The sequence below is a fragment of the Bacteroides sp. Marseille-P3684 genome, assembly GCF_900291465.1.
Taxonomy (GTDB): domain Bacteria; phylum Bacteroidota; class Bacteroidia; order Bacteroidales; family Bacteroidaceae; genus Phocaeicola_A.
Genome location: NZ_LT985808.1, coordinates 3352216 through 3378671, shown reverse-complemented (window position 1 = coordinate 3378671; position 26456 = coordinate 3352216). Strand labels below are relative to the sequence as shown.

Sequence of the window (26456 nt, the reverse complement as noted above, 5' to 3'; positions counted from 1 at the left end):
GTAAGGTTAGGTTACAAAGGTATGTTGCCGTGCTTCTTGGCAGGGTTTACTACCTTCTTGGTCTGCAACTGTGCCAGGGCACGGATGATGCGGAAGCGGGTGTTGCGCGGCTCGATGACATCGTCGATGTAGCCGTACTTCGCTGCATTATACGGGTTGGCAAACAGTTTGGTGTATTCTGCCTCTTTCTCTGCCATGAAGGCTTTCGGGTCGGCAGCTTCTTTGGCTTCCTTGGCGTAGAGCACTTCCACGGCACCGGCACCACCCATAACGGCGATTTCAGCCGACGGCCATGCGTAGTTCATGTCGCCACGGAGTTGCTTGCAGCTCATCACGATGTGCGAACCACCGTAAGACTTGCGCAGGGTGACGGTCACCTTGGGTACGGTTGCCTCGCCGTAGGCATACAGCAACTTGGCACCGTGGAGGATGACGGCGTTGTACTCCTGACCTGTACCCGGCAGGAAGCCCGGTACGTCGACCAGTGAAACGATGGGAATATTGAAGGCGTCACAGAAACGGACGAAACGTGCGCCCTTGCGTGAAGCGTTGCAGTCGAGCACACCGGCATAGCGGCAGGGCTGGTTGGCAACGATACCTACCGATTGTCCGTTGAAGCGAGCAAAACCGATGATGATGTTGGTGGCATAGTTCTTCTGTACTTCGAGGAATTCGCCGTTGTCGACAATGGCGCTGATGACCTCGTACATGTCGTATGCCTTGTTGGGGTTGTCAGGGATGATTTCGTTGAGGGAGTCCTCCATGCGGTCGATGGGGTCGGTGCATTCCACGTAGGGAGCCTCTTCCATGTTGTTCTGCGGCATGTAGCTGAGCAGTTTGCGGATGAGGGCAAGACCTTCCTCTTCGGTTGAGGCTGTGAAGTGGGTTACACCCGACTTGGTGGAGTGTACGCTGGCTCCGCCGAGGTCTTCCTGTGAAACGTCTTCACCCGTCACGGTCTTCACCACTTTCGGTCCGGTGAGGAACATGTAGGAAGTGCCTTCCATCATCAGGGTGAAGTCGGTCAATGCCGGAGAATATACAGCACCGCCGGCGCAGGGACCGAAGATACCGGAAATCTGCGGGATGACACCCGAAGCCAGGATGTTGCGTTGGAAAATCTCCGCATATCCTGCCAGTGCATTGATACCTTCCTGGATACGTGCACCACCCGAGTCGTTGATACCGATGACCGGTGCACCCATTTTCATGGCCAAATCCATCACTTTGCAAATCTTCTGTGCCATGGTTTCAGACAATGAACCACCGAAAACGGTGAAGTCTTGTGCAAACACATAGACCAGACGTCCGTCGATTGTTCCGTAGCCGGTTACCACACCGTCGCCCGGGAATGACTTCTTCTCTTGTCCGAAGTTCGTACATCTGTGGCGCACGAACATGTCCAGTTCTTCGAAACTGCCTTCATCCAGCAGCATGGCAATGCGTTCACGCGCCGTGTACTTTCCTTTGTCGTGTTGTTTGCCGATGGCTTTTTCACCGCCACCCATACGGGCTTGTGCACGGAGTTCCACAAGCTCCTTGATTCTGTCCAATTGTTTAGTCATAACAGTATAGATTCTGTCCGGATTATATGAATAATAAGGTCTTTATTGTTTCGCACCCCTCCGGCTTGTCAGCTGCTGTGCGTCGGGTTGGTGCGAAACGGAAATGAGTTATTTTTGATTAGTTCTCACAAAGTTCGGTCAGTACGCCCAAGGTTGATTTCGGGTGGAGGAATGCGATGTGCAGGCCTTCAGCACCCTTACGCGGGGCTTTGTCGATGAGGCGGATGCCTTTGCCTTCCGCTTCAGCCAGTGCGTTGGCGACGCCATCCTCGATGGCAAAAGCCACGTGGTGCACACCCATGCCGCGGTTTTCGATGAACTTGGCAATGGTGCTGTCAGGACCCGTCGGTTCCAACAGTTCTATTTTCGTGTTGCCCACCATCAGGAAGGCAGTTCTCACCTTTTGGTCTTCTACGGTTTCAATGTTATAGCATTTCAGACCCAATACATTTTCATAGTACGGAAGGGCTTCTTCAATGCTTTTCACGGCAATTCCTAAGTGCTCGATGTGTGAGATTTTCATGATTTTTCTTTTTAGTTAAATACTAGAGGTTCATAAATTGGCATAAAAGTAGTGCTTTTGAACTTAATGAGGAAATTTTTCCGCAATTATTTTGCAAACAAGTCGCCCTTGTTTGTTGCCAACTCTGCGGATTTGCCTGCAAAATGATACTTTTTATACATATTTATTACTGATTGTCGGGCTTCCTCCTTTCTATTTGTCTATCAGAGGATGCCCTGTGGAGCGGTGCTCCCTGTTGCGGAAGGGACGGACGGGGGCTTTCTGTTTGTACGGATGTCTTTGTATGCTCTGTCTGTGTCCAAGTCCCGTCGGATGAAAAGGAAGGGGAGGAGAAGGAAGCATCGAGGGGGATTCCCCGGAGTCGGAAGTAACAAAATGACATTCTGTCAAACGAATCGCTCCACAGTGCCCGTCTTTGCGCCAAAATGCGAGGTGGTGACCGGGAAGCCCCTTCTCGGGCAATTCGCCAAATCCACTTTGATGCCGTTCGGACGGAATGTGTTTCCTTTTGGACATCGAATCGTCCGGTAGAGTGTTGTTTCGGATGTTGCCTGACCGGATGACTGTGCAGAATAATACTGTTGCAATTGTTGCCTTCCGCGATGAACTGGAGGTGAATGAATGCAAATTAATGTATCGGATAGCCAACTGTAACGTTTTACTGCACCGACAATGCTGTTTGCCGGACGAAACAATATTGTTTCACGTCTCAAACAATATTGTTTGGCGAGTCAAACACAAGTGTTTCATGCATCAAACAATATTGTTTGAGTAGCATAAATATTTATTTTGTCCCTTGGATGGAAAGTTTATGCAGCTTCGTCTGCATGAATATTCTTAAAATAACCTACGTTGAGTGATTTTGTAAAAAGTGGTGTTAGTCGGAATGTGGGATTTTGTTGTTTTTGTCAAGCAAAGCGGGCGATTGGATTGCAAACTGTCATCCTGTTCTCTCAAGTCCGGATAGGGAATTGGTGAAGCGGGTCAGATGTAGAGTTTGGTCAGCAGACGGTTGAGCCAGTTCCAGCGGAAGCGGAACCAGCGCCGGGTGCCGTATTGGATGCCGCCGAAGCGGAGGATGAAGTTGCGGTAGCCGTAATGTTTGAAGGGAAGCCCCACGTCCATGAACTCAATGTGTTCGTATCCTTGCTGCCGGGCGTCGTCGATGGCTGCCCAGACGGCGAGTACGCCGGGATACTGCCGGGAGTAGCTCTTGCGCAGTCCGGCGGAGAACCACAAGTAGGCGGTCCCGTCGGAGAAGACGGAAACGGAGCCGCCGATGATGCGCTCCTTATACCTTATTATATAGATGCGCCCGATTTCCTTGTCAGGGTATGCATGGACTAGTTTCAGGAAGAAGTCCATGCCGGGAAAATGTTGGCGTATCTTGGAGGCGTAGTATTTCTTCAGCATCCGGAAGAAGGCACGTATCTCGTCGGTTGTCCGGGCGATGTGGATGGATGCACCGTTGTTCAGTCCGCGTCTGATTTGCCGGCGGCGTGAGGCGCTCATGCGTTTCAGGGGAGACTTCCCGTGCAGGGAGTTGTGGATGCGCAGCCAGTTGACCGGGAAGTAGCGGTTCTTGCGGAAGTGCCCGTAGGCAAAGAGCGGGTTGGAGAGGTTACGGAATTCGATGAGGAAGCATTGGCTGAGAGCCGTTTGCGTCAGTGTGTCAAGCAGGAGGCGGAAGATGCCTTCCTCAGACTCCCCCTTGGCATATTCGCCTGTGCCGTAGACCTCCCCGCGCCGGATGAACGAGGGTGGGAAGAGCCGGTCGCTCTTGCGGATGATGCACAACAGTTTGCCCACAGGCTTCTCACCTCTCCAGGCGACAAAGAGGAGAGGGGTATAGCCGGGGGTACGCTCGCAGATGGTGAAGAGCTCCCGCGAGTGAAAGAGGTTGTTCCCCTTCACCTGTTCGGGTATGTCCTGGCTGTTGCGATAGATGCGGACTGTTGGTTTCATGGTTTTCCGTGTGCGGGCAAGGTGGATGCCCTGTCCTGCAAATTTACATCATACGCTTGAATCTAGGCTACAATATAGGTCAGTAATTCGTCTTTCTGTCGGGTTGGAGTTCGTTGGCAGGCAGCCTGTCCAGTTGCTCCAGCTGTGCTTTCGCAGTTTCGTGATAGAGCAGGGGACCGTCGATGTCGCAGTGGAAAAGGTTGGAGTAGCTCGATGAGTTGTTCAGGTCGAACGGGTCCGGGGTGACCACTTCGGCAGCTTCCAGCAGTCCGGTCCGCTGTGCACAGGCAAAACGTAAGGCCTTCAGCAGGACCTCGATGCGTCCGTGAGAGAACATCCGGTCGAGCTCTTCGCGGACGGGACCGCCGTCTGCATAGTCCGTCAGCAGACGGGCAGCCGATTCGTAGGGCAGGTATACGCCGCCGCAATAGTTCTCGACGAGCCGGTTGTGGACTGTCTGTGTGAGATACCGTTCGGGGGCGAAGTCTGTCCACGGGCGGCAGTAGTTCCTGAAGACCGGGTGCTCGATGGATGAGAGTGCACTGCCCCGTGTGTAGAAATAGTCGCCGAAGAAGCCCTGTACGACAGCGATGTAGAATCCATGTGTTTTGTCGAAGGTGTCTTCCGGTCCGGTGGAGCGTGCCACGTCCATTGTCTGTCGGTATTTGGCGGCATAGAACTCCTCCATGCCGCTTCGTCTGATCACTTGCTCGATGCGTTCCGGATTGTCCAGTACGTCGAAATACCATTCCTGCATTTGTTGCTCGGATATGGGGTGATAGCTAATGTCCCATCCCATGGTTAAGGTGTTTGTTATTAGGTTCTGTGATTTGAAATGATGTTCTGTAGGGACTAAAGATAGGTGAACTCTGCCAAAGGGAGATGCTTTCATGGAGGGAATTTGCTGCGTTTATGTTCTAGAACATAAGAAATGGGAAAAAAGGAAGTGCTGACGTCTGCCGTCTTCCGCCGATAAGGTTTGACGGTTCCGGCATAAAGCTTTATTTTTGCAGAACTGAAAACAAGATAGTAAACCATGGTACAAGACGTTCGTTGGTTGCAGCGATATGATAGCTTTCATCGGGCAAACAAAAGGATTCAGGAGGTGATGGAGACTTTCTCATCTCCGGAGAGCTTATCGGAACTTGAAAGAGAAGGACTGATACAGCGTTTCGAATATACGTATGAGTTGGCTTGGAAGACCCTTCAAGACCTGCTCAAATATAAAGGCTATGAGTTTATGCAAGGTCCCAACGGGACCTTACGTCAAGCATTTGAAGATGGTTTGGTCGTCAATCATGACGGTTGGCGTCGCATGGCTCAGGCTCGGGTGACGACTTCGCATACTTACAATGAAGGGGATGCGATGGATATTGCACGGCAGATTTACGATGAATTTGCCGCTCTTTTGCAACAGCTGGACGTCCGGTTGAATGAAGAGCGGTTGAGGGCAGATATGGACATAATGTTTTGAACGATGTATGGATTAAGTGAGAATGTACTTCGTAGTATTTGTAATGTGTTCCGATGTTTCCCTAATATAACTCAAGTCTTGCTTTTTGGTTCTAGAGCCAAAGGAACTTATCATGAAGGCTCTGACATAGACTTGGCTATAGTGGGGGAGGGGATTACCTTCCGTCAGTTGTTGGACATGGGAGCCCAAATAGAGAACTTGGGCTTACTCTACAAGGTGGACCTGGTTGATTATGGTAAGAATGAAACCAAGCCTATCGGTGAACATATACGTCGGGTAGGAATACCTATTTACGAGAAGGAAACAGCTAACAGATAAAAAGGAAAAGGAATATGGAAAACTTTAGTGAATTGATAAAGAAGCGTCGCAGTACGCGGAAGTTTACGGACGAAGAACTGTCGCAGGACGAAGTGGTGGCACTGCTGAAAGCCGCCCTGATGTCCCCCTCTTCCAAACGGACGAACTGCTGGCAGTTTGTCGTGGTGGATGACAAGGAGATGCTGGAACGTCTGTCCCATTGCAAGGCACACGGGGCAGAGTTCCTGGGAGGTGCGCCGCTCGCCATTGTGGTGCTAGGCGACCCGCTGGTGAGCGACGTGTGGATTGAGGATACGGCTATCGCTTCGCTGATGATTCAGTTGCAGGCGGAAGACCTGGGACTGGGCAGCTGCTGGATTCAGGTACGCGAACGCTATACGGAGGACGAGACTCCGGCTGACGAGGTGGTGCGCGAGTTGCTGGACATCCCCCTGCAGATGCAGGTGCTCTCCATCGTTGCTGTCGGACACAAGGCAGCAGAGCGGAAACCGTTCAATGAAGACAACCTCCTGTGGGAGAAAGTACACATCAACAAATACGGAGCACAATAACGATGGCACAAGCAAATCACAAAGAGACCTATCTCGCATCGTCTATCACCCTGATGGTGGCGGGTGCCCTGTTCATGCTCGACAAGTATTTCCACTTCGCCGCTCACGGATACGGCTGGTTGGTCGACAAAAGCAACCTGTTGCTCTTTGCCGCCATCATTTTCCTGCTGGTCAAAAGTGAAAAGACCGTCGGTCTGCTCCTGCTCTTCATCTGGGCGATTCTCAACCTGGGACTGATTATCAACCTGCTCGGTCACCTGTCCGGCTATCTGCTGCCGTTGGGACTGCTGGTTGTCGGTGTCATCCTGTTCTTCATGTCACGCCGATGAGGATTGTGTTGATAGGAGCCGGGAACCTGGCGACACAGCTGGGTACGGCATTGGTTCGGAGAGGCGAGGACGTGGTGCAGGTGTTCAGCCGGACGGAAGCTTCCGCATCGGCGTTGGCCGGGAAGTTGAGGTGTGAGGCGGTCACTGACCTGGATGCGGTCTGCCGGGATGCGGAACTCTACATCGTTGCGCTGAAGGATTCGGCACTCTCTGCCTTGGCAGCCTCCATCGTGAAGGGACGGGAGCAGGCACTGTTCGTCCACACCGCAGGCAGCCTGCCCATGTCCGTGTGGGAAGGCATCGCACCGCGTCACGGGGTGTTCTATCCGATGCAGACGTTCAGCAAGCAGCGCGAGGTGGACTTCAGTCGGATACCCGTGTTCATCGAGGCGAACAATGCCGACGACTGCCGTCGCCTGAAGGCACTCGCCTCCTTCCTGTCGTCGAACGTCCGTGAAGCAGACTCGGCACAACGCCGTGCCCTGCACCTGGCGGCAGTCTTTGCCTGCAACTTCACGAACCACATGTATGCGCTCAGCGCCCATCTGCTGGCTGAGGCGGGACTGCCTTTCGACAGCATGCTTCCGCTGATTGACGAGACGGCGGCGAAAGTCCACGTGCTGTCCCCCTCGCAGGCACAGACCGGTCCGGCAATCCGCTACGACGAGAATGTCATCGGCAAGCACCTGGACGCACTGGCATCCCACCCGGAGTGGCAGGACCTATACGAACGAATCAGTAAAAGCATACACAATGATAAACTACGATCTGAAACGAATTAAGGCACTGGTGTTCGACATCGACGGTGTGCTGAGTGCCGAGACCATCCAGGTGGGAGCGGACGGGCTTCCCATGCGTACGGTGAACATCAAGGACGGTTATGCCCTGCAGCTGGCTGTGAAGATGGGGCTTCACGTCGCCATCATCACCGGGGGACACTCGGAAGCCATCCGTCTGCGTTACGAAGGGCTCGGTATCCGGGACATCTACATGCGTGCGGCGGTCAAGACCCGTGAGTTCTCCCTCCTGCTGGAGAAATACGGACTGCAACCCGAGGAGGTGCTCTACATGGGGGACGACATCCCCGACTACGAGGTCATGACCCGGTGCGGACTGCCCTGCTGTCCGGCAGATGCCGCGCCTGAAATCAAGTCCATATCGACTTACATCTCCCATCGCAACGGCGGTTACGGCTGCGGACGCGACGTCATTGAACAGGTATTGAAAGCCCAGGGCAAGTGGATGGCACACGAAAAGGCCTTCGGGTGGTAATCGGTTAAACAAAGACACATGTTAGACAATCTGAAGAAATATCACATCATCCTTGCCTCCAACTCTCCGCGTCGGCGTGAGCTGTTGAGCGGGCTGGGAGTGGACTATGAGGTCCGGACTCTTCCCGGAGTGGACGAGTCGTATCCTGACACACTGAGTGGGGAGGACATCCCCGTCTACATATCCCGTGAGAAGGCGGCTGCCTATCTGCCGTCCATCGCTTCCGACGAGCTGATTATCACAGCCGACACCATCGTCTGGCTGGACGGACGGGTGCTGGGAAAGCCTGCCGATGAGGCGGATGCCTGCCGGATGCTGCGGGAGCTCTCCGGACGTACGCACCGGGTTATTACGGGAGTGACGCTCTCGACTGCTGCCTTCCAAAAGAGCTTTGCCGTGACCTCCGAGGTGGAGTTTGCTCCGCTGACGGAAGAAGAAATCACGTACTATGTCGACCACTACCGTCCGCTGGACAAGGCGGGTGCCTACGGGGTGCAGGAGTGGATTGGCTTCATCGGGGTCCGTCGGTTGTCGGGCTCGTACTTCAACGTGATGGGACTTCCCATCCAGCGCCTGTACCAGGAGTTGAAGGAACTGTGATGCCGCATTCCTGTCGGCAGGACGGAAGCGGTAGAAAAGAAGCGAGGGTGTATCGGATTCAATGTGTCCGATACACCCTCACGATGTTTTGTATCCTTTGCGTCCGTTCCTTACCCTTTCCCGACTACATGCAAGCCGGGGATGGGAAAGGCGGAGCGTATTACTTGCGGTAGTTGTCGAGGTCTTCCGGCTGGAACTTGCGGATGAAGTTGAAGTGCTTCTCAACCTCAGCTTCCGCATGGCGCACGTAGACGTTGGCAGACTTGGCGAACAGTTCCGGAGCGGTGGTAGCCTCTTGTACCAGCAGGTGTCCCATGATGGTGAAGGCTGCCATTTCCACCAGGCGACGTGCCACGAAGTCCTGGAATTCCTGGTTCTTCAGCTCGTTCACTTCGTTGGTAACGGCGGCGAAGCGGTCTGCCATCTCCTTCAGACGGGCTTTGAGGCCTTCCAGTTCAGGAGCACAAGGCTGTGCCTCGTAGGCGCGGATCTGGTTCAGGTAAGCGCCGGTAGTCACATAGCGGATGGCGGCGACGGTCTGCAGCTGGGTCGTGCCTTCGTAGATGGACGTGATGCGGGCATCGCGGTAGAGCCGTTCGCAGGTATAGTCCTTCATGAAGCCCGAGCCTCCGTGAATCTGGATGCAGTCGTAGGCGTTCTGGTTGGCATATTCACTGCCCATGCCTTTGGCGAGGGGCGTGAAGCTGTCGGCGAGCTTGGCGTATTTCTTCTGTTCCTGACGTTCCTCGGAAGTCAGCTTGCGTTCGCGGGCGATGTCGTCGAGAGCCTTGTAGACATCGACGAAGCGTGCCGTCTCATAGAGCAATGCACGGGAGGCGTCGAGCTTGGCCTTCATGACCGACAGCATGTCGTAGACAGCCGGGAACTCGATGATGGCTTTGCCAAACTGCTTGCGGTCCTTGGCGTATGCCAGTGCCTCGTTGTAGGCTGCCTGCGAGAGGCCGACGCTCTGTGCGGCGATGCCCAGGCGGGCACCGTTCATCAGCGCCATGACGTATTTGATCAAGCCCAGCTTGCGGTCACCGCAGAGTTCTGCCTTGGCGTTCTTGTAGACCAGTTCACAGGTCGGGGAGCCCTTGATACCCATCTTGTTCTCGATGCGGCGTACGTCGACGCCACCGTTGCGCTTGTCGTAGATGAACATCGACAGTCCGCGACCGTCACGTGTGCCCTCTTCCGAACGTGCCAGGACGAGGTGTATGTCCGAGTCACCGTTGGTGATGAAACGCTTCACGCCGTTCAGCCGCCAGCAGTTCTCCTTCTCGTCGAAGGTAGCCTTCAGCATGACCGATTGCAGGTCGGAGCCGGCATCCGGTTCCGTCAGGTCCATCGACATGGTCTCGCCCTGGCAGACACGGGTCAGGAAACGCTGGTGCTGGTCTTCGTTGCCGAATTCATAGAGCGTCTCGGCACAGTCCTGCAAGCCCCAGAGATTCTCGAAGCCTGCATCGGCGCGCGACACGATGTCGGCAGCCATGATGTAAGGCACGATGGGGAAGTTCAGTCCGCCAAAACGGCGCGGCATCGACATGCCCATCAGTCCTGCCTTGCGGGCTGCATCGAGATTGATTTGCGTGCCGGCAGCATAGGTCACACGTCCCTTGGCTACGGTCGGACCTTCGTGGTCCACGTCCTCGGCGTTGGGAGCGATGATGTCGCCGCACAGTTCGCCGACGATTTCGAGCACACGGTCGTAGCTGTCCATGGCGTCCTGAAAGTCCATCGGGGCGTAGTCATATTTATCTTTGTCCGCATAGTTTCGCTCTTTGAGTTTCACGATGCGTTGCATCAACGGGTGGTTCAGGTGATGCTTCAGTTCGGGGGTATCGGTATAAAAGTTTGCCATTGTTGCTAACTTGTTGTGTCTGTATCAGACGGGGTTACTTACTGTTTTGCTTGTAGTACTTGATCATCTTCGGGATGACTTCCTCCACCGGACCGACGATGACATAGTCGGCGATGCTGTTGATGGGGGCGTTCGGGTCGTTGTTGACCGAGATGATGATGCCGCTCTCCTGCATGCCGGCGATGTGCTGGATTTGTCCGCTGATGCCGCATGCGATGTAGAGTTTCGGACGGATGGTGACTCCCGTCTGACCGATCTGGCGGTCGTGTTCGCAGAAGCCTGCATCCACGGCAGCACGGCTAGCGCCTACCTCAGCATGCAGTTCCTTGGCAAGGTCGAACAGCATGTCGAAGCCTTCCTTCGAGCCCATGCCGTAGCCTCCGGCAACCACGATGGGCGAGCCTTTCAGGTTGTGTTTGGCTTTCTCCACGTGGCGGTCGATGACCTTCACCACGTAGTCGGTCTCAGGCACGAACTTTGCCACGTCGTGGCGGATGACTTCGCCTTGGTAGTTCGGGTCAAGCACCTCTTTCTTCATCACACCTTCGCGCACGGTCGCCATCTGCGGACGGTGTTCGGGGTTGATGATGGTAGCCACAATGTTGCCGCCGAATGCCGGACGAATCTGGTAGAGCAGGTTTTCGTAAGTAACACCGTTCTTCTTGTCCTCGTGGTTGCCGATTTCGAGAGACGTACAGTCGGCTGTCAGACCGCTGGTCAGTGCCGACGACACGCGCGGACCGAGGTCACGTCCGATGACGGTCGCTCCCATCAGGCAGATTTGCGGTTTCTCTGCCTTGAAGAGGTTCACGAGGATGGAAGTGTGGGGGAGGGAAGTATAGGGGAAGAGTCCCGGGGCATCGAACACATGCACTTTGTCTGCCCCGTAGGGAAGGATTTGCTTTTCAACGCCATCAAGGCCGGCACCGGCAACGACGGCTTCCAGTTGGCAACCCAGTTGGTTCGCCAGTTTGCGTCCTTTGGTAAGGAGTTCGAGACTTACGTCGGCAACGGTTGTGCCTTCAAGCTCACAGTATACGAATACGTTGTTCATAGTTCTTTCTTTTACCCGATGGTGTGGTTAGCTAACAGTTCTACAATCAGTCCCTCGACATCTGCGTCCGAGCTGGTGAGCGTCTTGCTCTCTTTGGCCTGGAACACGATGTTCTGGATGGTCTTCACCTTGGTGGGCGAGCCGGACAAGCCACACTGTGCCAGGTCTCCGTCCACATCGGCAACGCTCCATTCCACAAGGTTCAGGTAGGGGCGTTGTTCGTAGAGTTCGGGATAGGCAGGAGCCTGCTGTGCCTTCTCGGTCGGGGTGAGGGCATGTTTGTATTTCTGCACCAGCTTGGCGTTGCGCGGACGGCAGGGAGCAGCCGAACCGTTGACGGTGATGACAATGGGCAGCGGACCCTCTACGGTCTCCACGCCGCCGTCGATGTGTCGCTTCACGGTGATGGTGCGTGCAGCCTCGTCGACATGCAGGATTTCCTCAGCGTAGGTGATCTGGGTCAGTCCCAGCTTCTCGGCAACTTGCGGTCCTACCTGGGCAGTGTCGCCGTCTATGGCCTGGCGGCCGCCGATGATGATGTCATAGTCTTTGATTTTGCGGATTGCCATGGAGAGGGCGTATGACGTAGCCAGTGTGTCTGCTCCGGCAAAAGCCCTGTCGGTCAGCAGATAGCCATTGTCGGCACCGCGGAAGAGCCCTTCGCGGATGATGGAGGCAGCGCGTCCCGGTCCCATGGTGAGGAGGGTGACGGTGGAACCCGGATGTTGGTCTTTCAGACGCAATGCCTGTTCCAGTGCGTTCAAGTCTTCAGGGTTGAAGATGGCAGGCAAGGCGCTGCGGTTCACTGTGCCTTCTGCGGTCATGGCATCTTTGCCGACGTTACGTGTGTCGGGTACTTGTTTTGCCAGTACAACGATTCTTAAACTCATGTTCGTTTATTTTTGGTATTAGTGAATTAATAGCTTGTTCACGGAGCTCCGCCGGCAATGCCAGCCCGACGGCCGGTCTGCGGTGTGGAGGTCCGGAGGATGTTCCTTCTTAGTTTTGGGTGCCTTATTACACTTATAGACAGCGGCAAAAATAGCGAATTGAATCGCGTCTCCCAAAGAAACGTTGTAAAATCTTACGCTTCCAATGTTGAAATATACTCATAAAGCCGCTTGTAGAACGGATGTCGTGTCAGCGTGTCGGCGTTGCCCAGGATGATGAGCTTCATCCGTGCGCGGGTGATGGCAACGTTCATGCGGCGCAGGTCGTTCAGGAAGCCTATCTCGCCTTTCTCGTTGGCGCGCACCAGGCTGATGACAATCACGTCGCGCTCCTGTCCCTGGAAGCCGTCGACGGTGTTCACCGTGATGAGATGCTTGTAGGGGGCGAAGAAGGCACGCTTCTTCAGCTGTTGCCGCAGGTAGTGTACCTGTGCCTGGTAGGGAGAGATGACGCCGATGTCTATGCGTTCGTCGAGGATGCGTTGCTTGCCGATTTTCGTGAGGTAGGCTTCCAGGGAGCTGAGGGTCAGTTCGGCTTCCGCCTTGTTGATGCGTCCGAAGCTGCGTTCCACGAACTCCTCCGCCGCATCTTCCATCTCGGTGTTGACCCACACCATCGGCGTGTCGTAGTCGAGGATGCCGCGGTACTTCACTTCAGGGGCGGAACGCACCTCGCCGTGGTAGAACCAGTCGGAAGAGAAGCGCATGATGGCGTCGTTCATCCGGTATTGCACCTTCAGCAGGGAGACACAGTCGGGCTTGTTGCGCACAATCTTCTGCATCAGCGTCTGTGCCAGTCCTCCCTTCATGGCTTCGTAGCAGGTCACTACGGGCGGAAGCTGGCAGTGGTCGCCTGCAAGGATGACGCGGTTGGCTTTGCGGATGGCAATCCAGCAGGCGGCTTCCAGTGCTTGTGCCGCTTCGTCGATGAAGAGGGTGGCAAAACGGTGGCGGAAGAGTAGCTTGCTGGCAGCCCCCGTCAGCGTACAGGCTATGACGCGTGCCTCGTTGAAGAGTGATTCCTGGATGCGCACTTCCAGCTCGTCGGCACGGTCGCGCAGGGAGTTGATTTTCTGGCGGACGCTCTCCGACCGTCCCTTGCGCGAGGTGTCGTAAAGCTGACGGATGGCGCGGCGGATGCTGTGCAGCAGGGGGTAGTCGGGATGTGCCTCGAAGCGTCGTTCGTAGGTGAATGACAGCATCTTGTCATTCACGCGGACGGGATTGCCGATGCGGAGCACGGGGATACCGCGGTCGACCAGCTTCTCCGAAATCCAGTCGACAGCCATGTTGCTTTGGGCGCACACGAGCACCTGATTCTCGCGGTGGAGGGTTTCGTAGATGGCTTCGACCAGGGTCGTGGTCTTTCCTGTTCCGGGAGGACCGTGGACGATGGCGACGTCCTTGGCGCGGAGCACCTTGTTCACCGCACTCTCCTGTGTACTGTTCAGCCAGGGGAAGCGCAGGGGAGTGAACGTCAGCTCACCCGCCGGACGTGTCCCGTGGAAGATGTCGCGCAGTTCGGCGAGCCGTCCGTTCTTGTCATTCATCACGGCACGCAGCGAGGCGAACATCAGCTTGAAGATGTTCTCGTCGAAGCTGAGCTGTACGCCGAGGCGGAGGGCGCCTTGCAGGGAAGCCAGCGCCTCGGGACCCGGCAGGATGACGACCATGCGGTCTTCATCGACATAGTTTACCGTGCCGGTGAAGGGGAGGTTGCGGGTCTGTCCGTTGACGGTGTCGGCGTCAAAGAACATCACGGGACGCCCGAACTCGAAGTGGTGGTCGACGTCGGTGTTCTCCGTGCGGAACACCTCGACGACATATTGGTTGAGCGAGTTGTAGTAGCTCCTTCCCGCCGACAGGGGGAACCAGCAGATGCCGCGGCGCACCTTCTTGTCGAGGTCCGTGCGGTCGGCTTGCTGGAGAAAGAGCTCTTTCTCGTGGTTGTATTCCATTTCCAGCAGTTCATACTGCCGTTGCAGTTCCAGAATGGGGGAGGAGGGCATAAGGCTTCAGGGTGTTAAGTTGACAGGCAGGAGGGAGCGGACGGGGCCTCAGGAGCCCTTTTCCTCCATCTCTTTCAGCATCTGTGCGCGGGACTTGCTCTGGGTCACCAGGTATACGCCGGCAAAGACCAGCACCACAGCCACGCCTTTGGTCCAGCCGAAGGTGCCGATGCCGATGAGGACGGACACGATGGATGCCACAATGGGCTGTGTGTAGTTGTACATGCTGAGTACCGTCGGGCGCAACACCTTCTGTGCGTTCATCAGCAGCAGGAAGGTCATGAACGTGGCACCCACGACGACGAAGGCGGTCTCACCCCACGTCCGGGCGGAAATCTCGGTAAAGGGGATTGCCGACACCTCGCTGTAGGAGAAGGGGATGAAGCAGATGGCGGCATAGGTGAACATCCACTTCATGCACGTGATGGGGTGATATTTCGAGGCGAGCCCCTTGAAGAAGGTCAGGTAGGCGGCAAAGCTCACCTGGGCAATGAAGCAGAGGAAGTCGCCCAACGCGTTGCTGTTGTGGGTGCCGTTGGTGGAGTTGCTTCCGATAATCATGATGAGCGCACCGATGGCACCGAGGAACACGCCGCCCAGCTTTTTGCCGGTGATGGGCTCGTGCAGGAAGATGGCGGCAAGAATCAGCGTGGCGATGGGTGCCGTGGTGGTGATGATGGAAGCGTCGATGGGCGAGGTGAGCGACAGTCCGAAGATGTACATGCCCTGGTTGAACACGATGGCGAACAGGGCGGCAAAGAACAGCAGCATCAGGTCGTGCGGCTTCACTTCCTCGCGCTTCGTGAAGAGGGAAGCAATCCAGAAGCAGAGCGCTGCACCCACCATGCGGAAGGTGGCAAGCGACAAGGCTGTGATTTCAGTACTCATGACGTCTTTCCCGATGGGCGACATCAGTCCCCAGGCTGTGCTGGCAATCAGCATGCAGATATGTCCGGTGTAGTTTTTACTTTTCATACGATGAATCAGATATTGGTTTGACGTGCAAAGGTACGGTTAATCCCCGTTCGGGCAGGCAGGATTGCCGCTCTTTTTTTCTCGTCTGTTTTCTTGAAAAATAATAAAGCGACAGGCAACCGCTTTAGTGAGATTTCCTTATCTTTGCTTTGACAACAAACTTTATCATTCGAAAGGAGCATACCATGAGCAAACAAGCCGATTACATCAAGCGTATTGAAATCAAGGGCATCTGGGGATGGAAGAACATTGCCTGGGACTTGCGTCCCGACGTGAATATCCTGAGCGGCATCAACGGCATCGGGAAGAGCACCATCGTCAACCAGGCTGTCCATGTGCTTCACCTGCTCTCCGGCGGAGAACTTGACAAACAGATTCTGCCGGAGAACGTCCGTTTCGTCTTTTCCCCCGAAGACGCGTCCTACATCCGTTTTGATGTCATCCGTAGTTTTGACCGTCCGCTGCTCAATGCCGGGCTGATGCAGAAGGTGACGGACGTGAATGTGCGCACGGAGCTTGACTGGCAGCTCTACCGGCTGCAACGCCGCTACCTCGACTATCAGGTGAACATCGGCAACCGCATCATCGAGCTGCTGACCGAGGGGACGCCCGAGAGCCAGCGGAAGGCGACGGAGGCGTCCGTCCCCAAACGGAAGTTCCAGGACATGATTGACTCCCTCTTCAGCGAGACCGGCAAGAAAATCAACCGCAAGAGCAACGAGATACTCATCGAGCAGGATGGCGACGAGCTGCATCCCTACCAGCTCTCGTCGGGAGAGAAACAGATTCTGGTCATTCTGCTGACGGTGCTCGTACAGGACGGGCAGCCCTTCGCCCTCTTCATGGACGAGCCGGAAATCTCCCTCCACATCGAATGGCAGCAGCAGCTCATCAAGCTCATCCGCGAGCTGAACCCGAACGTGCAGATTATCCTGACCACCCATTCGCCTGCCGTCATCATGGACGGATGGATGGATGCCGTGACGGAGGTGAGCGACATCACCCAACAGTGACACTTTATCCCTATACCTTATTATATATGTACCATGAGTAAACGTCTTGCCCAAAATCTCAACTCCCTCTACGTGGAGGCTGCCAACCGTCTGCGCCCGAAACAGGCACGGCGGAAGATTGTCGCCTACGTGGAGAGTTACGACGATGTGTTCTTCTGGCGTACGTTGCTCAATGAGTTTGAGAACGACCGCCTCTATTTCCAAGTGATGCTCCCCTCATCCACCTCCCTGGCGAAAGGCAAGAAGTCGGTGCTGATGAACAATCTGGGCGAGCAACTGGGACAGAACATGATAGCCTGCGTCGACAGCGACTACGACTACCTGCTGCAGGGTGCCACCTCCACGTCGCGCATGATAAACCAGAACCGCTTCGTCTTCCAGACCTATACCTACGCCATCGAGAACTACCTCTGCTATGCCGGTGCGCTGCATGAGGTGTGTGTCATGGCGACGCTCAACGACCGCGAGATTATCGACCTCGAAGAGTTCATGCGGATGTACTCGCGCATCGCCTATCCGCTCTTCGTGTGGTCCGTGTGGTTCTATCGCAAACACCGTCCCGGCGTGTTCTCCCTGCTGGACTTCTGCGAGGTGGTGCGCCTCGACAAGGTGAGTGTCTACCACCTGGAAGTCGCCCTGCAACGGATGGAGCGTCGGGTGAACCAGAAGCTGCACCGGCTGGAGCACGACTACCCGAAGGCGCTGCGCGAAATCGAAGCCCTGAAGAAGGAGATGCGCGGACTGGGAGTGACTCCCGACAACACCTACCTCTTCATCCAGGGACACCACATCATGGACAATGTGGTGCTGAAGATACTCGCCCCGCTCTGTGTCATCCTGAGACGGGAGCGTGAGAATGAAATCAGGGACCTTGCCGAACATGACATCCAGTTCCAGAACGAGCTGACCTGTTACCAGCGCAGCCAGAGCGGGGTGGACCAGGTGATTCGGAAGCATACCTACTACAAAGACTCCCCGTTCTACGAACGGATACGCCGGCGGATTGCCACTTTCCTGGAACACATGGAGCGCTGAGCCGTCGTCGTTGACCTTAACCGATGTATCATGAAACTGAACTCACAAGTTGACACCCAACTCTCGGCGGAAGACTGTTTCTACATCTCCGACCGCTACAACAAGCTCCTTCCGTACCCCATCCACTGCCATGCCGACTACGAACTGAACTTCACGGAGCACGGTGCCGGTGCGCGGCGCATCGTGGGCGACTCGATGGAGACCCTGGGCGACTATGACCTGGTGCTCATCACCGGGCAGGACCTGGAGCACGTCTGGGAACGCTATCAGTGTACGTCGACCGATGTGCGCGAGATAACCATCCATTTCTCCTCCGACCTCTTTGACGGTGCGTTCACGCGCAAGACCCATTTCCGCTCCATCCTTTCCATGCTCGAACGTGCCCGGTGCGGCCTGTCGTTCTCGGCGGACATCGTTGCCAAAGTGCGTCCCATGCTCTATGAGCTGGCGGCTGCGACCCCGGGTTTCTATGCCGTCGTCCGTTTCATGGTCATCCTCTACGAACTGTCACAGGACCATCAGGCGAAAGTTTTGTCGAGCGAATCGTTCGCCCGCATCCGTCACGTGGTCGACTCGGTGCGCATCAATAAAGTACAAGACTATGTGGAAGAGCATTATAAGGACGAAATCCGTCTGTCGACGCTGGCAGACATGGTGGGCATGACCGAAGTCTCTTTCAGCCGCTTCTTCCGCCAGATTACCGGACAGACCTTTTCTGACTATTTGATAACGTTGCGCCTGGACCATGCCTCCCGTCTGCTGGTCGACTCGCGACTTCCTGTCGCCGAAGTCTGCTTCCAATGCGGATTTAACAATCTGTCAAACTTCAATCGCATCTTCAAGAAGAACAAACACTGTTCGCCCAAGGAGTACCGGGAGAACTACCGCAAGCAGAAAGTGATCGTCTAGACGCCTCCAGAAGGACCGTCCGGAACAGTCTTCTTGCCCCACTAAGGTTTAAACCCAAATCGGTCATTAGACCGCTCCAAGTTCTCTCCGTTTCAAAAGGCAAGCTCTTTGAGCATCTTGTTCCCCTCTGTCGGCATCTTCTTCCTCGTTTTGTCTCGACGTAGCCCGCTACGTCTTCACCCAAACGAGAAACAAGCTGCGGGACAGATGCGGACAATCTACTCAAAGTCTAATGACCGATTTGGGTTAAACTTTGATAAGAAAGTATTAGAATTGGATAAGATTGTATTATTATTTCCCGGGAAACCCGCCTACCTTTGCAGCTGTAGAAAGGGAAAGATGATATATATATATAATGAACAGATATGATAGTTTGATACCAATGCCTAGAGTTTTTCGATAGGTTTTATTTAGTTTTAGGGTTGTTTTTCTAGAGAGAGGGAAGTCAGGCGTGATTGCCCTCTTCCATTTTTCCAAAGCACAGCTTGACAGTTAAGGAATATGTAGAAGAGGCGAAAAAGGTGAATGTATAGAGAGCGAGAATGCGATTTCGAATCTCTCTTGAAGAGATGTTGAAAGGGACTTTGTGTTAATAATAGCTTAAAAAGGAAAGGGTTCATGTCCTGTTCATGAAGAAGGGAAGCCATCACTCCGGGAGGAGATGTTGGTTTCCCTTCTTTCTTTTGTCTTCGTGCGGATGCGCTGCCGCTGACCGCTCCCTGCTTATCTCGTTTTTGCCTGACGGGCAAGACGCTCTGAGTTCCACGGCGTGGAACTGACAGTCCCAGGCTCTGGAACTCGGAGTTCCAGGCTTTGGAACTCGAAGTCCCAAGCCGTGGAACTCGGAGTCCCAAGCCGTGGAACTCGAAGTCCCAAGCGCATGGAACCAACAGTCCCGCAGGAGGGTACTGTCAGTCTTGTCTGCAAGTCCCTGAGTCGGATAGGGTTGGACGATGCAACTGTCGGATGAAAGTCGGTTTTTACAGGGAGTCTTCCGCATGCTCCACGACGATGGTCTTGCCTTCGACGCGGAAGGTGATGCCGCCGCTCTTTTCCAGTATCGACAGCACTTCCGCCAGTTCGGCGTAGCGGGGGGCGCTCCCCTTGAACACGGTGGAGGCGAGCCGTTCGTCGGCAAACCGGAAGTCGAAGTTGTACCAGCGGGAGAGGGTCGTCATGATTTGCTGCAAGGTGAGTTCCTCGAAGGAGAACCGTCCGTCATGCCAGCTCGTCACGGCACGTGTGTCGACCGGACGGACGCGGGTGGAGCGGTCGCTCTTCAGGAATACCGCCTGATGTCCGGGTGTGAGCACCAGCTCGGCGTGGGTGTCGTTGAGGGGACGCAGCGCAATGCTGCCCGACACGAGGGTGGTGTAGATGCAGTTCTCCTCGTTGTAGGCGTTGATGTTGAACTCCGTTCCGTAGACGCGCACCTGCATGTTGTCCGACTCCACGTAGAACGGACGCAGGCTGTCCTTTGCCACCTTGAAGTAGGCTTCCCCCTTCACGGTGACCCGACGTTCAGAGCCGGTGAAGTTCTCGGGGTAGATGAGCTGCGACTCGGCGTTGAGCCACACTTCGGTGCTGTCTTCCAGGATAATCTTGAACTCTCCTCCGCGGGGAGTGGTCAGCTTGTTGATGCGTGCCTTGCGGGAAGCCTCCGGTTCGTCGGTCCGCTGACGGGCGATGAGGCGGGAGTTGCGTGCCGAGTCTTCGCCCAGGGAGATTTCCGACCCGTCGGCGAGGGTCAGCATCGCCTGCGTCTTCCCGTGCCGGATTTGTGCCTGCTCCAGCTGCCGGGCGATGGGGGTGAGTTCATCGTTCACGGGGGAGTGGCCGAAGTAGCTGATGCAAATCACGGCGGCCAGCGAGGCGGCAGCCACCAGTGACACTGCCCAGCGTCTGCGCAACCGCGACGGGCGCGATTCCCGGCGGATGCGTGCTTTCATGTCCTCCAGCGGACGGCGGGCATCGATGTGTTTCGCCCGTCGGTACTCACGCTCCAGGAAGTGGGTGTCGAGCAGACGCCGGTAGGTCGCTTCGTTGCGCGGGTCTGCCTTGCGCCATGCCTCCAGTTCGTCGGTCTCTTCCGGGGTGATGGTGCCGATGATGCGTTTATAGATGAGTCGGGCGATGTGCCGCTCGTGCATGGGAGTCGGTGTCATAAGGATATGTCGTTTAACAAACTGTGTTTTATATGTAATACGCGATAGGGATGGAAACGGACACCTTGCAGCCTCTTTTTTAGGATATTTTTAGAAACAGAGACGCGGATGAACGCTTCCTCCGTCGTCTGCCGAAGAAAACCGTCCATCCGCGTCGTGTCGTTGCGTGGAGGGTCAGTCCCGTCCGTACTTACTTCTGCAGCTCGAAGCCCAGCTGCATGCCCTCATAGCTGTCAGACACCGAGTTGAAGATGGTCAGCATGTTGCTGTTCATGAACTTTCCGGCGACGTTGGCAAGGCTCTTGCCCAGTTCCCACACACGGTCGGCATCATAGACCAGGGTCATCTTGTCTTTCTGGAACTTGACGTGTGCCGTGGTGCTGAATCCCAGCGTGCCCGTCATGACGACGGTCATCTTGTCGCGGTCGAACGTGTAGGTGCCGCTGGTCGACTTGCCGGCGATGGTCTGGGTGTACGTCTTGTCGCTCTTGAAGGTGAACGTGGTATTGCTGTTGGTTATCTTCAGCTTCTTGCAGGCGCTTGCCAGTTCGCTCTCCACCTTGGTCGAGGCAACCGCTCCGCCTGCCTGTGCCAGCAGGTTGTCACTCTTGAATTTGCAGGAAGGTTTCACGTAGTGCCATGTGCCGACGATGGTGCTGTCGTTGACCGTCACCTTGTTGACCACCTTGTCCACCCCTTCCTTCACTCCTTCCTTGAGGCTGCCGAACAGGTCTTTCAAGCTCTGTGCTTGCGTCGGAAGCGTGAGGCTGAACAGGAGCAGCAGGCATACGCACTTCCATAAGTTACTTCTTTTCATAGTCATTTGCTGTTTTATGGTTTATCGCCGCAAAGATACGACACAGAGCGGTAGGAGGCAATGTAATTTAACACTTCTCCTATTAAACTTTCTGTATATTTGCCGTCTAAAGTTACAAACCAATCTGTAAAGTACAAGAGTCTATGAAAAACTTCGAGAAACTCATGTCGGCACTCCTCCTGTCGGCATGCGTACTGCCTGCGGCAGCACAGTATCCCACTATCCCCGACTCCATTCAGGCACGCATCGAGCGTCAGCAGGCAGAAATCGACCGGCTGTCCGACGCGGCTTGGAACAAGGCATTACCCATTGTCGAACAAGAGGCCATCAACGGCCGTCCCTATAAACCCTGGGCTTCCCGTCCCGGAGACCTGCTCAAGGCAGAGATTCCCGCCTTCCCGGGAGCTGAAGGGGGAGGAGCCTATACGCCCGGCGGACGTGGCGGCAAGGTGCTGGTGGTGACCAACCTCAACGACCGCGGTCCCGGCTCCTTCCGTGAAGCCTGCGAGACGGGAGGTGCACGCATCATCGTGTTCAATGTCTCCGGCGTCATCGAGCTGAAGAGCCCCATCAACGTACGCGCTCCCTATGTGACCATTGCCGGACAGACCGCACCGGGCGACGGCATCTGCGTCACCGGAGCTTCCTTCCTGATTGATACGCACGACGTGGTCATCCGCCACATGCGCTTCCGTCGCGGGGCAACCGACGTCGGCTTCCGTGACGACGCAGTGGGCGGCAACGGTGTGGGCAACATCATGATCGACCATGTGTCGGCATCGTGGGGGCTCGACGAGAACATGTCCATGTACCGCCACGTGTACAACCGCGACCCGAAGACCAAGAAGGGTGAGAAACTGCCCACGGTGAACATCACCATCCAGAACTCCATCTTCTCGGAGGCTCTTGACATGTACAACCACGCCTTCGGTGCTACCATCGGGGGACATAACTGCATGTTCGCCCGCAACCTCTTCGCCTCGAACATCAGCCGCAACTGCTCCATCGGCATGAACGAGGACTTCAACTTTGTCAACAACGTCACCTTCAACTGGTGGAACCGCTCCGTCGATGGAGGCGACCACACCAGCCGACTGAATCTCATCAACAACAACTTCAAGCCGGGTCCCATCACTCCCGAAGGCAAGCCCATCAGCTACCGCATCGTGAAGCTGGACTCCGGACGTTCCCCTGAATCCAAGAACACCTTCGGCAAAGCCTACGTGAGCGGCAATGTCGTGTGGGGCAACGAGCAGGTCACCAAGGACAACTGGGCAGGAGGCGTACAGATAGGCAATGGTCCCGTGCCGGCGGAACGCATCCCCGAGGTGCGCGTGGACAAGCCTTTCCCCATGCCCCACGTGACCATTATGCCTGCCAGGGAGGCGTATGACTTCGTACTCTCCAACGTGGGAGCTACCTTCCCCAAGCGCGATGCCGTCGACGCCCGTGTCGTGGAGAGCGTGAAGACCGGCAAGGCCATCTATGCCCCCGATGCCAAGGAGTTCACAAGTCCCTACGTCAAACGCCGTCTGCCTGCCGACTCCTACAAGCAGGGCATCATCACCCATCCGAGCCAGGTCGGTGGTCTGCCTGAATATAAAGGTACGCCCGTGGTCGACAGCGACAACGACGGTATGCCCGATGCCTGGGAAATCAAGTACGGACTGGACCCGAACGACCCGACCGACGCCGTGAAAGACTGCAACGGTGACGGCTACACCAACATCGAGAAATACATCAACGGCATCGACCCGACAAAGAAGGTCGACTGGACCGATGTAAAGAACAATCATGATACCCTGGCAGGACGCAAGAGCCTGCTCTAAGAAGTGAAGGCAGATGCCTCCATCAGTCAACTCAATCAGAACAACTATGCATGCCATTCATTTAAAGATTCTAGCCTTGGGACTGCTCGCTGCGGGGATAACGGCTCCGATGCAGGCACAGGACTTCACCGTGCAGACTGACGGCACACACCTGACGTATGTGGCGGACGCACGGGGCAACCGCCTGCTGGACTATTCCACCTGCGGCTACCGCAATTCCAATGTTGACATTCCCAATGCGGACAATGTCGTGTTTGTTTCCTGTCAGCCCGGCGACAACAGCGAGCGCATCCAGCGTGCACTGGACCATGTGGCTACGCTGACTCCCGGTGCCAACGGACTGCGTGGTGCCGTCCTGCTCGGCAAGGGCACCTTCGAACTGTCCGAGCCCTTGCGTATCTCCGCTTCCGGAGTCGTGCTGAGAGGACAGTCGAAAGAGGAGACCGTTCTCCTCAAGAAAGGCGTGGACCGCTGTGCCCTGCTCTACATCGAGGGGCAGAACGACTACCGCGAGACCTCCTCGACCGACATTACGTCCGACTACGTCCCGGTGAATGCCCTCACCTTTGAAGTAGCTTCGGCGGACGGGCTGAAGGCGGGAGACCGCGTGATGCTCTACCGTCCGTGTACCCAGGAGTGGATTGCCTCGCTCGGGTGCAGCATCTTCGGCGGAGGCATCAGTGCACTGGGCTGGAAACCCGGTGACGTGGACCTCTACTGGGACCGTACGGTCACTTCCGTTGAAGGAAACCGCGTCACCATCGATGCACCTGTGTCGATGGCACTTGACAAGAGCTACGGACAGTGCCGCCTGATGACCTACGCATGGACGCAACGTGTGGCAGACTCCGGTGTGGAGAACCTCACGCTGATGTCCGACTACAACCGCAAGTACCCCTTGGACGAAGACCACTGCTGGAGCGGCATCTCCATCGAGAACGCCGAGAACTGCTGGGTGCGTCGGGTGGACTTCAAGCATTTTGCAGGCAGTGCCGTCGTCGTGCAGCGCACCGGGGCACGTGTCACCGTGGAGGACTGCCGCTCGCTCGAGCCCGTGTCCGAACTGGCAGGCATGCGTCGCCGTGCCTTCTTCACCCTCGGACAGCAGGTGCTCTTCCAACGCTGCTACTCCGAGCATGCCATGAACGACTTTGTCGCCGGTTACAGCGCTGCCGGTCCGAACGCCTTCGTGCAGTGTGACTCCTGGGAGTCGAACAGCTTCAGCGGCTCCATCGGTTCGTGGGCGGCAGGCTTGCTCTTCGATGTGGTCAACATCGACGGGCACGACCTGAAGTTCGAGAACCTGGGACAGGACAAGGTCGGTGCCGGCTGGAACACCGGCAACAGCCTCTTCTGGCAATGTACCGCCAACGAACTCTTCTGCTATACTCCCGTGAAGGACGCTCCCAACCGTGCCTTCGGGTGCTGGGGCTCTTTCTCCGGCGACGGCGAATGGGCACAGTCGAACAACCATGTCAATCCGCGCAGCTGTTTCTATGCCCAGCTTGCTGACCGCCTGAAGACGGACGTGAGTGCACGTGCCCGCCTCCTGCCGCGATGGACCGACGCCACGAGCAGCCCTACCGTTGAACAGGCTGCCGAGATGGCGAAGCAGAGCCTGGAGCCCCGCCTGACCCTGGAAGACTGGATCAGCCAGGGCACCTTTGCCGCGTCCGTGGACCCCACGGGGCTGAAGTCGGTCGATGACCTCAAGGCAACCCCGCGGAAGGCGCCTGCCAAGATGCAGTTCGCCCTGCTCAACGGACACCTCGTGGCTGACGGCAAGCTGCTCGAAGGCAACCGTCAGGAGGTCGTGTGGTGGAACGGACGGACGAAGTACAACTTCATCAAGACCGCCAAGCCTCACGTCACCCGTTTCGTCCCCGACCAGGAAGGACTGGGACTGACCGACCGCATTGACTCCGCACTGGTCATGATGAAACGTCGTGGCAACGTGGTGTTCGACCATAACTACGGACTCTGGTACGACCTGCGCCGCACCGACCACGAACGCATCCGCCGTCGCGACGGCGATGTGTGGGCGCCCCTCTATGAACAACCTTTCGGCCGTTCGGGCGAGGGAAAGGCTTGGGACGGACTGACGAAGTACGACCTGACGCGTCCCAACGCTTGGTACTGGTTCCGCCTGAAGTCGTTTGCCGACAAGGCGGAAGCGGCGGGCATGTTGCTCTTCCACCAGAACTACTTCCAGCACAATATCCTTGAAGCCGGCGCCCACTGGGTGGACTGCCCCTGGCGCGATGCCAACAACATCAACCACACCGACATGGGCGAACCGGTCAACTTTGCCGGAGACAAGCGCATCTTCGTCGCCGACAAGTTCTATGACACGACTCACCCCGTGCGCCGCGAGCTTCACCGGCAGTACATCCGTCAGTGCCTCGACAACTTCGCGGACAACCGGAATGTCGTGCAGCTGATCAGTGCCGAGTACACCGGACCGCTCCACTTCATGGAGTTCTGGCTCGACTGCATTGCCGAGTGGGAGCAGGAGACGGGCAAGCACGCCACTGTCGCCCTGAGTGCGACCAAGGATGTGCAGGATGCCATCCTGAGCGACCCCAAACGTGCTGCCGTGGTCGACATCATCGACATCCGCTACTGGCACTACCGCACTGACGGCACGGTCTATGCTCCCGAGGGTGGCAAGAACCTTGCACCCCGTCAGCATGCCCGCAAGATGAAGATCGGCAAGATGGGATACCGCGAGGCATACAAGGCGGTGAGCGAATACCGTACGAAGTATCCCGACAAGGCTGTCGTGCTCTATGCCCAGAACTATCCCGACCACGGTTGGGCAGTGCTGATGGGCGGCGGCTCGTGTCCCGTGCTTCAGGTAGCCGATGAGGCCTTCCTGGCTGCCGTCCCCCTGATGGACGTGGTGCCGGTTGACACGGAAGACTATGAGATGATTGCCGGGAAGAAGCAGGGTGCCGTGCTCAATGTGCACCGTCTGACGGACATCACCGTCCCCCTCTCATCCGGCAAATACGCCGTGAAGTACATTGACCCGCAGACGTGCGAAGTATCCGTCCTCGTGGACAACGTGAAGGTGAAGGATTCCTTCCGTCTCACTGTCAAGAAGGAGGGCGTCTACTGGTTGCAGAGAAAGTAAAGGGCGGACCACGGTCCGTCCACAAGGGACGAGTGAACAGGAGCGCAAGGAGAATCATTCTCTTTGTTGTGCAGGCTCCTGTTCACTCGTCTTTTTTGTT

The 26456-nt window shown here is 56.1% G+C and carries 23 protein-coding genes; 12 read left to right on the top strand and 11 right to left on the bottom strand.

Features of this window, described 5'->3' with window-relative positions:
* Positions 1 to 11 precede the first annotated feature (11 nt).
* The 4 genes from C8275_RS13300 to C8275_RS13285 form a co-directional block, all read right to left on the bottom strand.
* A complete protein-coding gene (locus C8275_RS13300) occupies positions 12 to 1565 on the bottom strand; it encodes an acyl-CoA carboxylase subunit beta (RefSeq protein WP_106625513.1) in 1554 nt (517 codons plus the stop codon).
* A gap of 118 nt (positions 1566 to 1683) precedes the next feature.
* Positions 1684 to 2088 carry a methylmalonyl-CoA epimerase gene (gene mce / locus C8275_RS13295; RefSeq protein ID WP_022384027.1) on the bottom strand — a complete coding sequence of 135 codons (405 nt, stop codon included), beginning with the start codon at positions 2086 to 2088 and terminating at the stop codon, positions 1684 to 1686.
* Positions 2089 to 3072: 984 nt separating this feature from the next.
* Complete coding sequence (locus C8275_RS13290) at positions 3073 to 4053, bottom strand: GNAT family N-acetyltransferase (RefSeq protein WP_106625512.1); 981 nt, start codon at positions 4051 to 4053, stop codon at positions 3073 to 3075.
* A 79-nt stretch (positions 4054 to 4132) separates the two neighbouring features.
* Positions 4133 to 4852 carry a hypothetical protein gene (locus C8275_RS13285; RefSeq protein ID WP_106625511.1) on the bottom strand — a complete coding sequence of 240 codons (720 nt, stop codon included), beginning with the start codon at positions 4850 to 4852 and terminating at the stop codon, positions 4133 to 4135.
* Positions 4853 to 5089: 237 nt separating this feature from the next.
* Between C8275_RS13285 and C8275_RS13280 the strand changes: the two genes are divergently transcribed.
* From C8275_RS13280 to C8275_RS13250, 7 genes are read left to right on the top strand one after another with little or no spacing between them, the layout of a single operon-like run.
* Entirely contained in the window at positions 5090 to 5527 is a 438-nt protein-coding gene (locus C8275_RS13280) for an HI0074 family nucleotidyltransferase substrate-binding subunit (protein ID WP_022384024.1), read from the top strand.
* 3 nt (positions 5528 to 5530) lie between these two features.
* On the top strand, positions 5531 to 5845 hold the full coding sequence (locus C8275_RS13275; protein ID WP_022384023.1) for a nucleotidyltransferase domain-containing protein: 315 nt from the start codon (positions 5531 to 5533) through the stop codon (positions 5843 to 5845).
* A gap of 14 nt (positions 5846 to 5859) precedes the next feature.
* The gene (locus tag C8275_RS13270) at positions 5860 to 6396 is read left to right on the top strand and encodes a nitroreductase family protein (RefSeq protein ID WP_022384022.1); all 537 of its coding nucleotides are present in this window, start codon (positions 5860 to 5862) and stop codon (positions 6394 to 6396) included.
* Complete coding sequence (locus C8275_RS13265; protein ID WP_199881966.1) at positions 6393 to 6725, top strand: hypothetical protein; 333 nt, start codon at positions 6393 to 6395, stop codon at positions 6723 to 6725. The genes C8275_RS13270 and C8275_RS13265 overlap by 4 nt, the downstream gene beginning before the upstream one ends.
* A complete protein-coding gene (locus C8275_RS13260) occupies positions 6722 to 7507 on the top strand; it encodes a Rossmann-like and DUF2520 domain-containing protein (protein ID WP_106625510.1) in 786 nt (261 codons plus the stop codon). Before C8275_RS13265 ends, C8275_RS13260 begins: the two co-directional genes overlap by 4 nt.
* Positions 7479 to 7997, top strand: coding sequence for an HAD family hydrolase (locus tag C8275_RS13255; protein WP_022384019.1), 519 nt, complete (start codon positions 7479 to 7481; stop codon positions 7995 to 7997). Before C8275_RS13260 ends, C8275_RS13255 begins: the two co-directional genes overlap by 29 nt.
* A gap of 18 nt (positions 7998 to 8015) precedes the next feature.
* Positions 8016 to 8597 carry a Maf-like protein gene (locus C8275_RS13250; protein WP_106625509.1) on the top strand — a complete coding sequence of 194 codons (582 nt, stop codon included), beginning with the start codon at positions 8016 to 8018 and terminating at the stop codon, positions 8595 to 8597.
* A gap of 160 nt (positions 8598 to 8757) precedes the next feature.
* On the opposite strand, the gene C8275_RS13245 is transcribed toward C8275_RS13250, so the two are convergent.
* From C8275_RS13245 to C8275_RS13225, 5 genes are all read right to left on the bottom strand, one after another.
* Entirely contained in the window at positions 8758 to 10464 is a 1707-nt protein-coding gene (locus C8275_RS13245) for an acyl-CoA dehydrogenase family protein (protein WP_106625508.1), read from the bottom strand.
* A gap of 34 nt (positions 10465 to 10498) precedes the next feature.
* Positions 10499 to 11518 carry an electron transfer flavoprotein subunit alpha/FixB family protein gene (locus C8275_RS13240; RefSeq protein ID WP_022384016.1) on the bottom strand — a complete coding sequence of 340 codons (1020 nt, stop codon included), beginning with the start codon at positions 11516 to 11518 and terminating at the stop codon, positions 10499 to 10501.
* Positions 11519 to 11529: 11 nt separating this feature from the next.
* Positions 11530 to 12408 (bottom strand): electron transfer flavoprotein subunit beta/FixA family protein, encoded by an 879-nt coding sequence (locus C8275_RS13235; RefSeq protein ID WP_106625507.1) that lies wholly within the window; start codon positions 12406 to 12408, stop codon positions 11530 to 11532.
* A gap of 194 nt (positions 12409 to 12602) precedes the next feature.
* A complete protein-coding gene (locus C8275_RS13230) occupies positions 12603 to 14477 on the bottom strand; it encodes an AAA domain-containing protein (protein ID WP_234395777.1) in 1875 nt (624 codons plus the stop codon).
* Between the two features lie 48 nt (positions 14478 to 14525).
* A complete protein-coding gene (locus C8275_RS13225) occupies positions 14526 to 15452 on the bottom strand; it encodes a DMT family transporter (RefSeq protein ID WP_106625506.1) in 927 nt (308 codons plus the stop codon).
* A gap of 185 nt (positions 15453 to 15637) precedes the next feature.
* Here C8275_RS13225 and C8275_RS13220 point away from each other — a divergent pair, with 185 nt between their 5' ends.
* The 3 genes from C8275_RS13220 to C8275_RS13210 are packed head-to-tail and all read left to right on the top strand — an operon-like array spanning position 15638 to position 18409.
* Positions 15638 to 16465 carry an AAA family ATPase gene (locus tag C8275_RS13220; protein ID WP_022384012.1) on the top strand — a complete coding sequence of 276 codons (828 nt, stop codon included), beginning with the start codon at positions 15638 to 15640 and terminating at the stop codon, positions 16463 to 16465.
* 33 nt (positions 16466 to 16498) lie between these two features.
* A complete protein-coding gene (locus C8275_RS13215; RefSeq protein ID WP_106625505.1) occupies positions 16499 to 17500 on the top strand; it encodes a DUF4435 domain-containing protein in 1002 nt (333 codons plus the stop codon).
* Positions 17501 to 17530: 30 nt separating this feature from the next.
* On the top strand, positions 17531 to 18409 hold the full coding sequence (locus C8275_RS13210; protein ID WP_022384010.1) for an AraC family transcriptional regulator: 879 nt from the start codon (positions 17531 to 17533) through the stop codon (positions 18407 to 18409).
* 980 nt (positions 18410 to 19389) lie between these two features.
* Here C8275_RS13210 and C8275_RS13205 read toward each other — a convergent pair.
* Complete coding sequence (locus C8275_RS13205) at positions 19390 to 20574, bottom strand: FecR family protein (RefSeq protein ID WP_106625504.1); 1185 nt, start codon at positions 20572 to 20574, stop codon at positions 19390 to 19392.
* Between the two features lie 190 nt (positions 20575 to 20764).
* A complete protein-coding gene (locus C8275_RS13200) occupies positions 20765 to 21391 on the bottom strand; it encodes a DUF4923 family protein (RefSeq protein ID WP_157948283.1) in 627 nt (208 codons plus the stop codon).
* Positions 21392 to 21534: 143 nt separating this feature from the next.
* Between C8275_RS13200 and C8275_RS13195 the strand changes: the two genes are divergently transcribed.
* Together C8275_RS13195 and C8275_RS13190 are read left to right on the top strand one after the other, a co-directional pair.
* Positions 21535 to 23220, top strand: a complete 1686-nt coding sequence (locus C8275_RS13195; RefSeq protein ID WP_106625502.1) for a polysaccharide lyase — start codon at positions 21535 to 21537, stop codon at positions 23218 to 23220.
* Between the two features lie 46 nt (positions 23221 to 23266).
* A complete protein-coding gene (locus tag C8275_RS13190; protein WP_106625501.1) occupies positions 23267 to 26356 on the top strand; it encodes a DUF6298 domain-containing protein in 3090 nt (1029 codons plus the stop codon).
* Positions 26357 to 26456: the final 100 nt, after the last annotated feature.

What these genes read in the sequence shown, in the direction of transcription:
- C8275_RS13220 (WP_022384012.1), top strand. Translation starts at nt 15,638, where the DNA reads ATGAGCAAACAAGCCGATTACATCAAGCGTATTGAAATCAAGGGCATC.
- C8275_RS13240 (WP_022384016.1), bottom strand. Translation starts at nt 11,518, where the DNA reads ATGAACAACGTATTCGTATACTGTGAGCTTGAAGGCACAACCGTTGCC.
- C8275_RS13205 (WP_106625504.1), bottom strand. Translation starts at nt 20,574, where the DNA reads ATGACACCGACTCCCATGCACGAGCGGCACATCGCCCGACTCATCTAT.
- C8275_RS13255 (WP_022384019.1), top strand. Translation starts at nt 7,479, where the DNA reads ATGATAAACTACGATCTGAAACGAATTAAGGCACTGGTGTTCGACATC.
- C8275_RS13190 (WP_106625501.1), top strand. Translation starts at nt 23,267, where the DNA reads ATGCATGCCATTCATTTAAAGATTCTAGCCTTGGGACTGCTCGCTGCG.
- C8275_RS13280 (WP_022384024.1), top strand. Translation starts at nt 5,090, where the DNA reads ATGGTACAAGACGTTCGTTGGTTGCAGCGATATGATAGCTTTCATCGG.
- C8275_RS13225 (WP_106625506.1), bottom strand. Translation starts at nt 15,452, where the DNA reads ATGAAAAGTAAAAACTACACCGGACATATCTGCATGCTGATTGCCAGC.
- C8275_RS13215 (WP_106625505.1), top strand. Translation starts at nt 16,499, where the DNA reads ATGAGTAAACGTCTTGCCCAAAATCTCAACTCCCTCTACGTGGAGGCT.
- C8275_RS13270 (WP_022384022.1), top strand. Translation starts at nt 5,860, where the DNA reads ATGGAAAACTTTAGTGAATTGATAAAGAAGCGTCGCAGTACGCGGAAG.
- C8275_RS13285 (WP_106625511.1), bottom strand. Translation starts at nt 4,852, where the DNA reads ATGGGATGGGACATTAGCTATCACCCCATATCCGAGCAACAAATGCAG.
- C8275_RS13200 (WP_157948283.1), bottom strand. Translation starts at nt 21,391, where the DNA reads ATGAAAAGAAGTAACTTATGGAAGTGCGTATGCCTGCTGCTCCTGTTC.
- C8275_RS13195 (WP_106625502.1), top strand. Translation starts at nt 21,535, where the DNA reads ATGAAAAACTTCGAGAAACTCATGTCGGCACTCCTCCTGTCGGCATGC.
- C8275_RS13230 (WP_234395777.1), bottom strand. Translation starts at nt 14,477, where the DNA reads ATGCCCTCCTCCCCCATTCTGGAACTGCAACGGCAGTATGAACTGCTG.
- mce (WP_022384027.1), bottom strand. Translation starts at nt 2,088, where the DNA reads ATGAAAATCTCACACATCGAGCACTTAGGAATTGCCGTGAAAAGCATT.
- C8275_RS13260 (WP_106625510.1), top strand. Translation starts at nt 6,722, where the DNA reads ATGAGGATTGTGTTGATAGGAGCCGGGAACCTGGCGACACAGCTGGGT.
- C8275_RS13235 (WP_106625507.1), bottom strand. Translation starts at nt 12,408, where the DNA reads ATGAGTTTAAGAATCGTTGTACTGGCAAAACAAGTACCCGACACACGT.
- C8275_RS13290 (WP_106625512.1), bottom strand. Translation starts at nt 4,053, where the DNA reads ATGAAACCAACAGTCCGCATCTATCGCAACAGCCAGGACATACCCGAA.
- C8275_RS13250 (WP_106625509.1), top strand. Translation starts at nt 8,016, where the DNA reads ATGTTAGACAATCTGAAGAAATATCACATCATCCTTGCCTCCAACTCT.
- C8275_RS13210 (WP_022384010.1), top strand. Translation starts at nt 17,531, where the DNA reads ATGAAACTGAACTCACAAGTTGACACCCAACTCTCGGCGGAAGACTGT.
- C8275_RS13245 (WP_106625508.1), bottom strand. Translation starts at nt 10,464, where the DNA reads ATGGCAAACTTTTATACCGATACCCCCGAACTGAAGCATCACCTGAAC.
- C8275_RS13275 (WP_022384023.1), top strand. Translation starts at nt 5,531, where the DNA reads ATGTATGGATTAAGTGAGAATGTACTTCGTAGTATTTGTAATGTGTTC.
- C8275_RS13300 (WP_106625513.1), bottom strand. Translation starts at nt 1,565, where the DNA reads ATGACTAAACAATTGGACAGAATCAAGGAGCTTGTGGAACTCCGTGCA.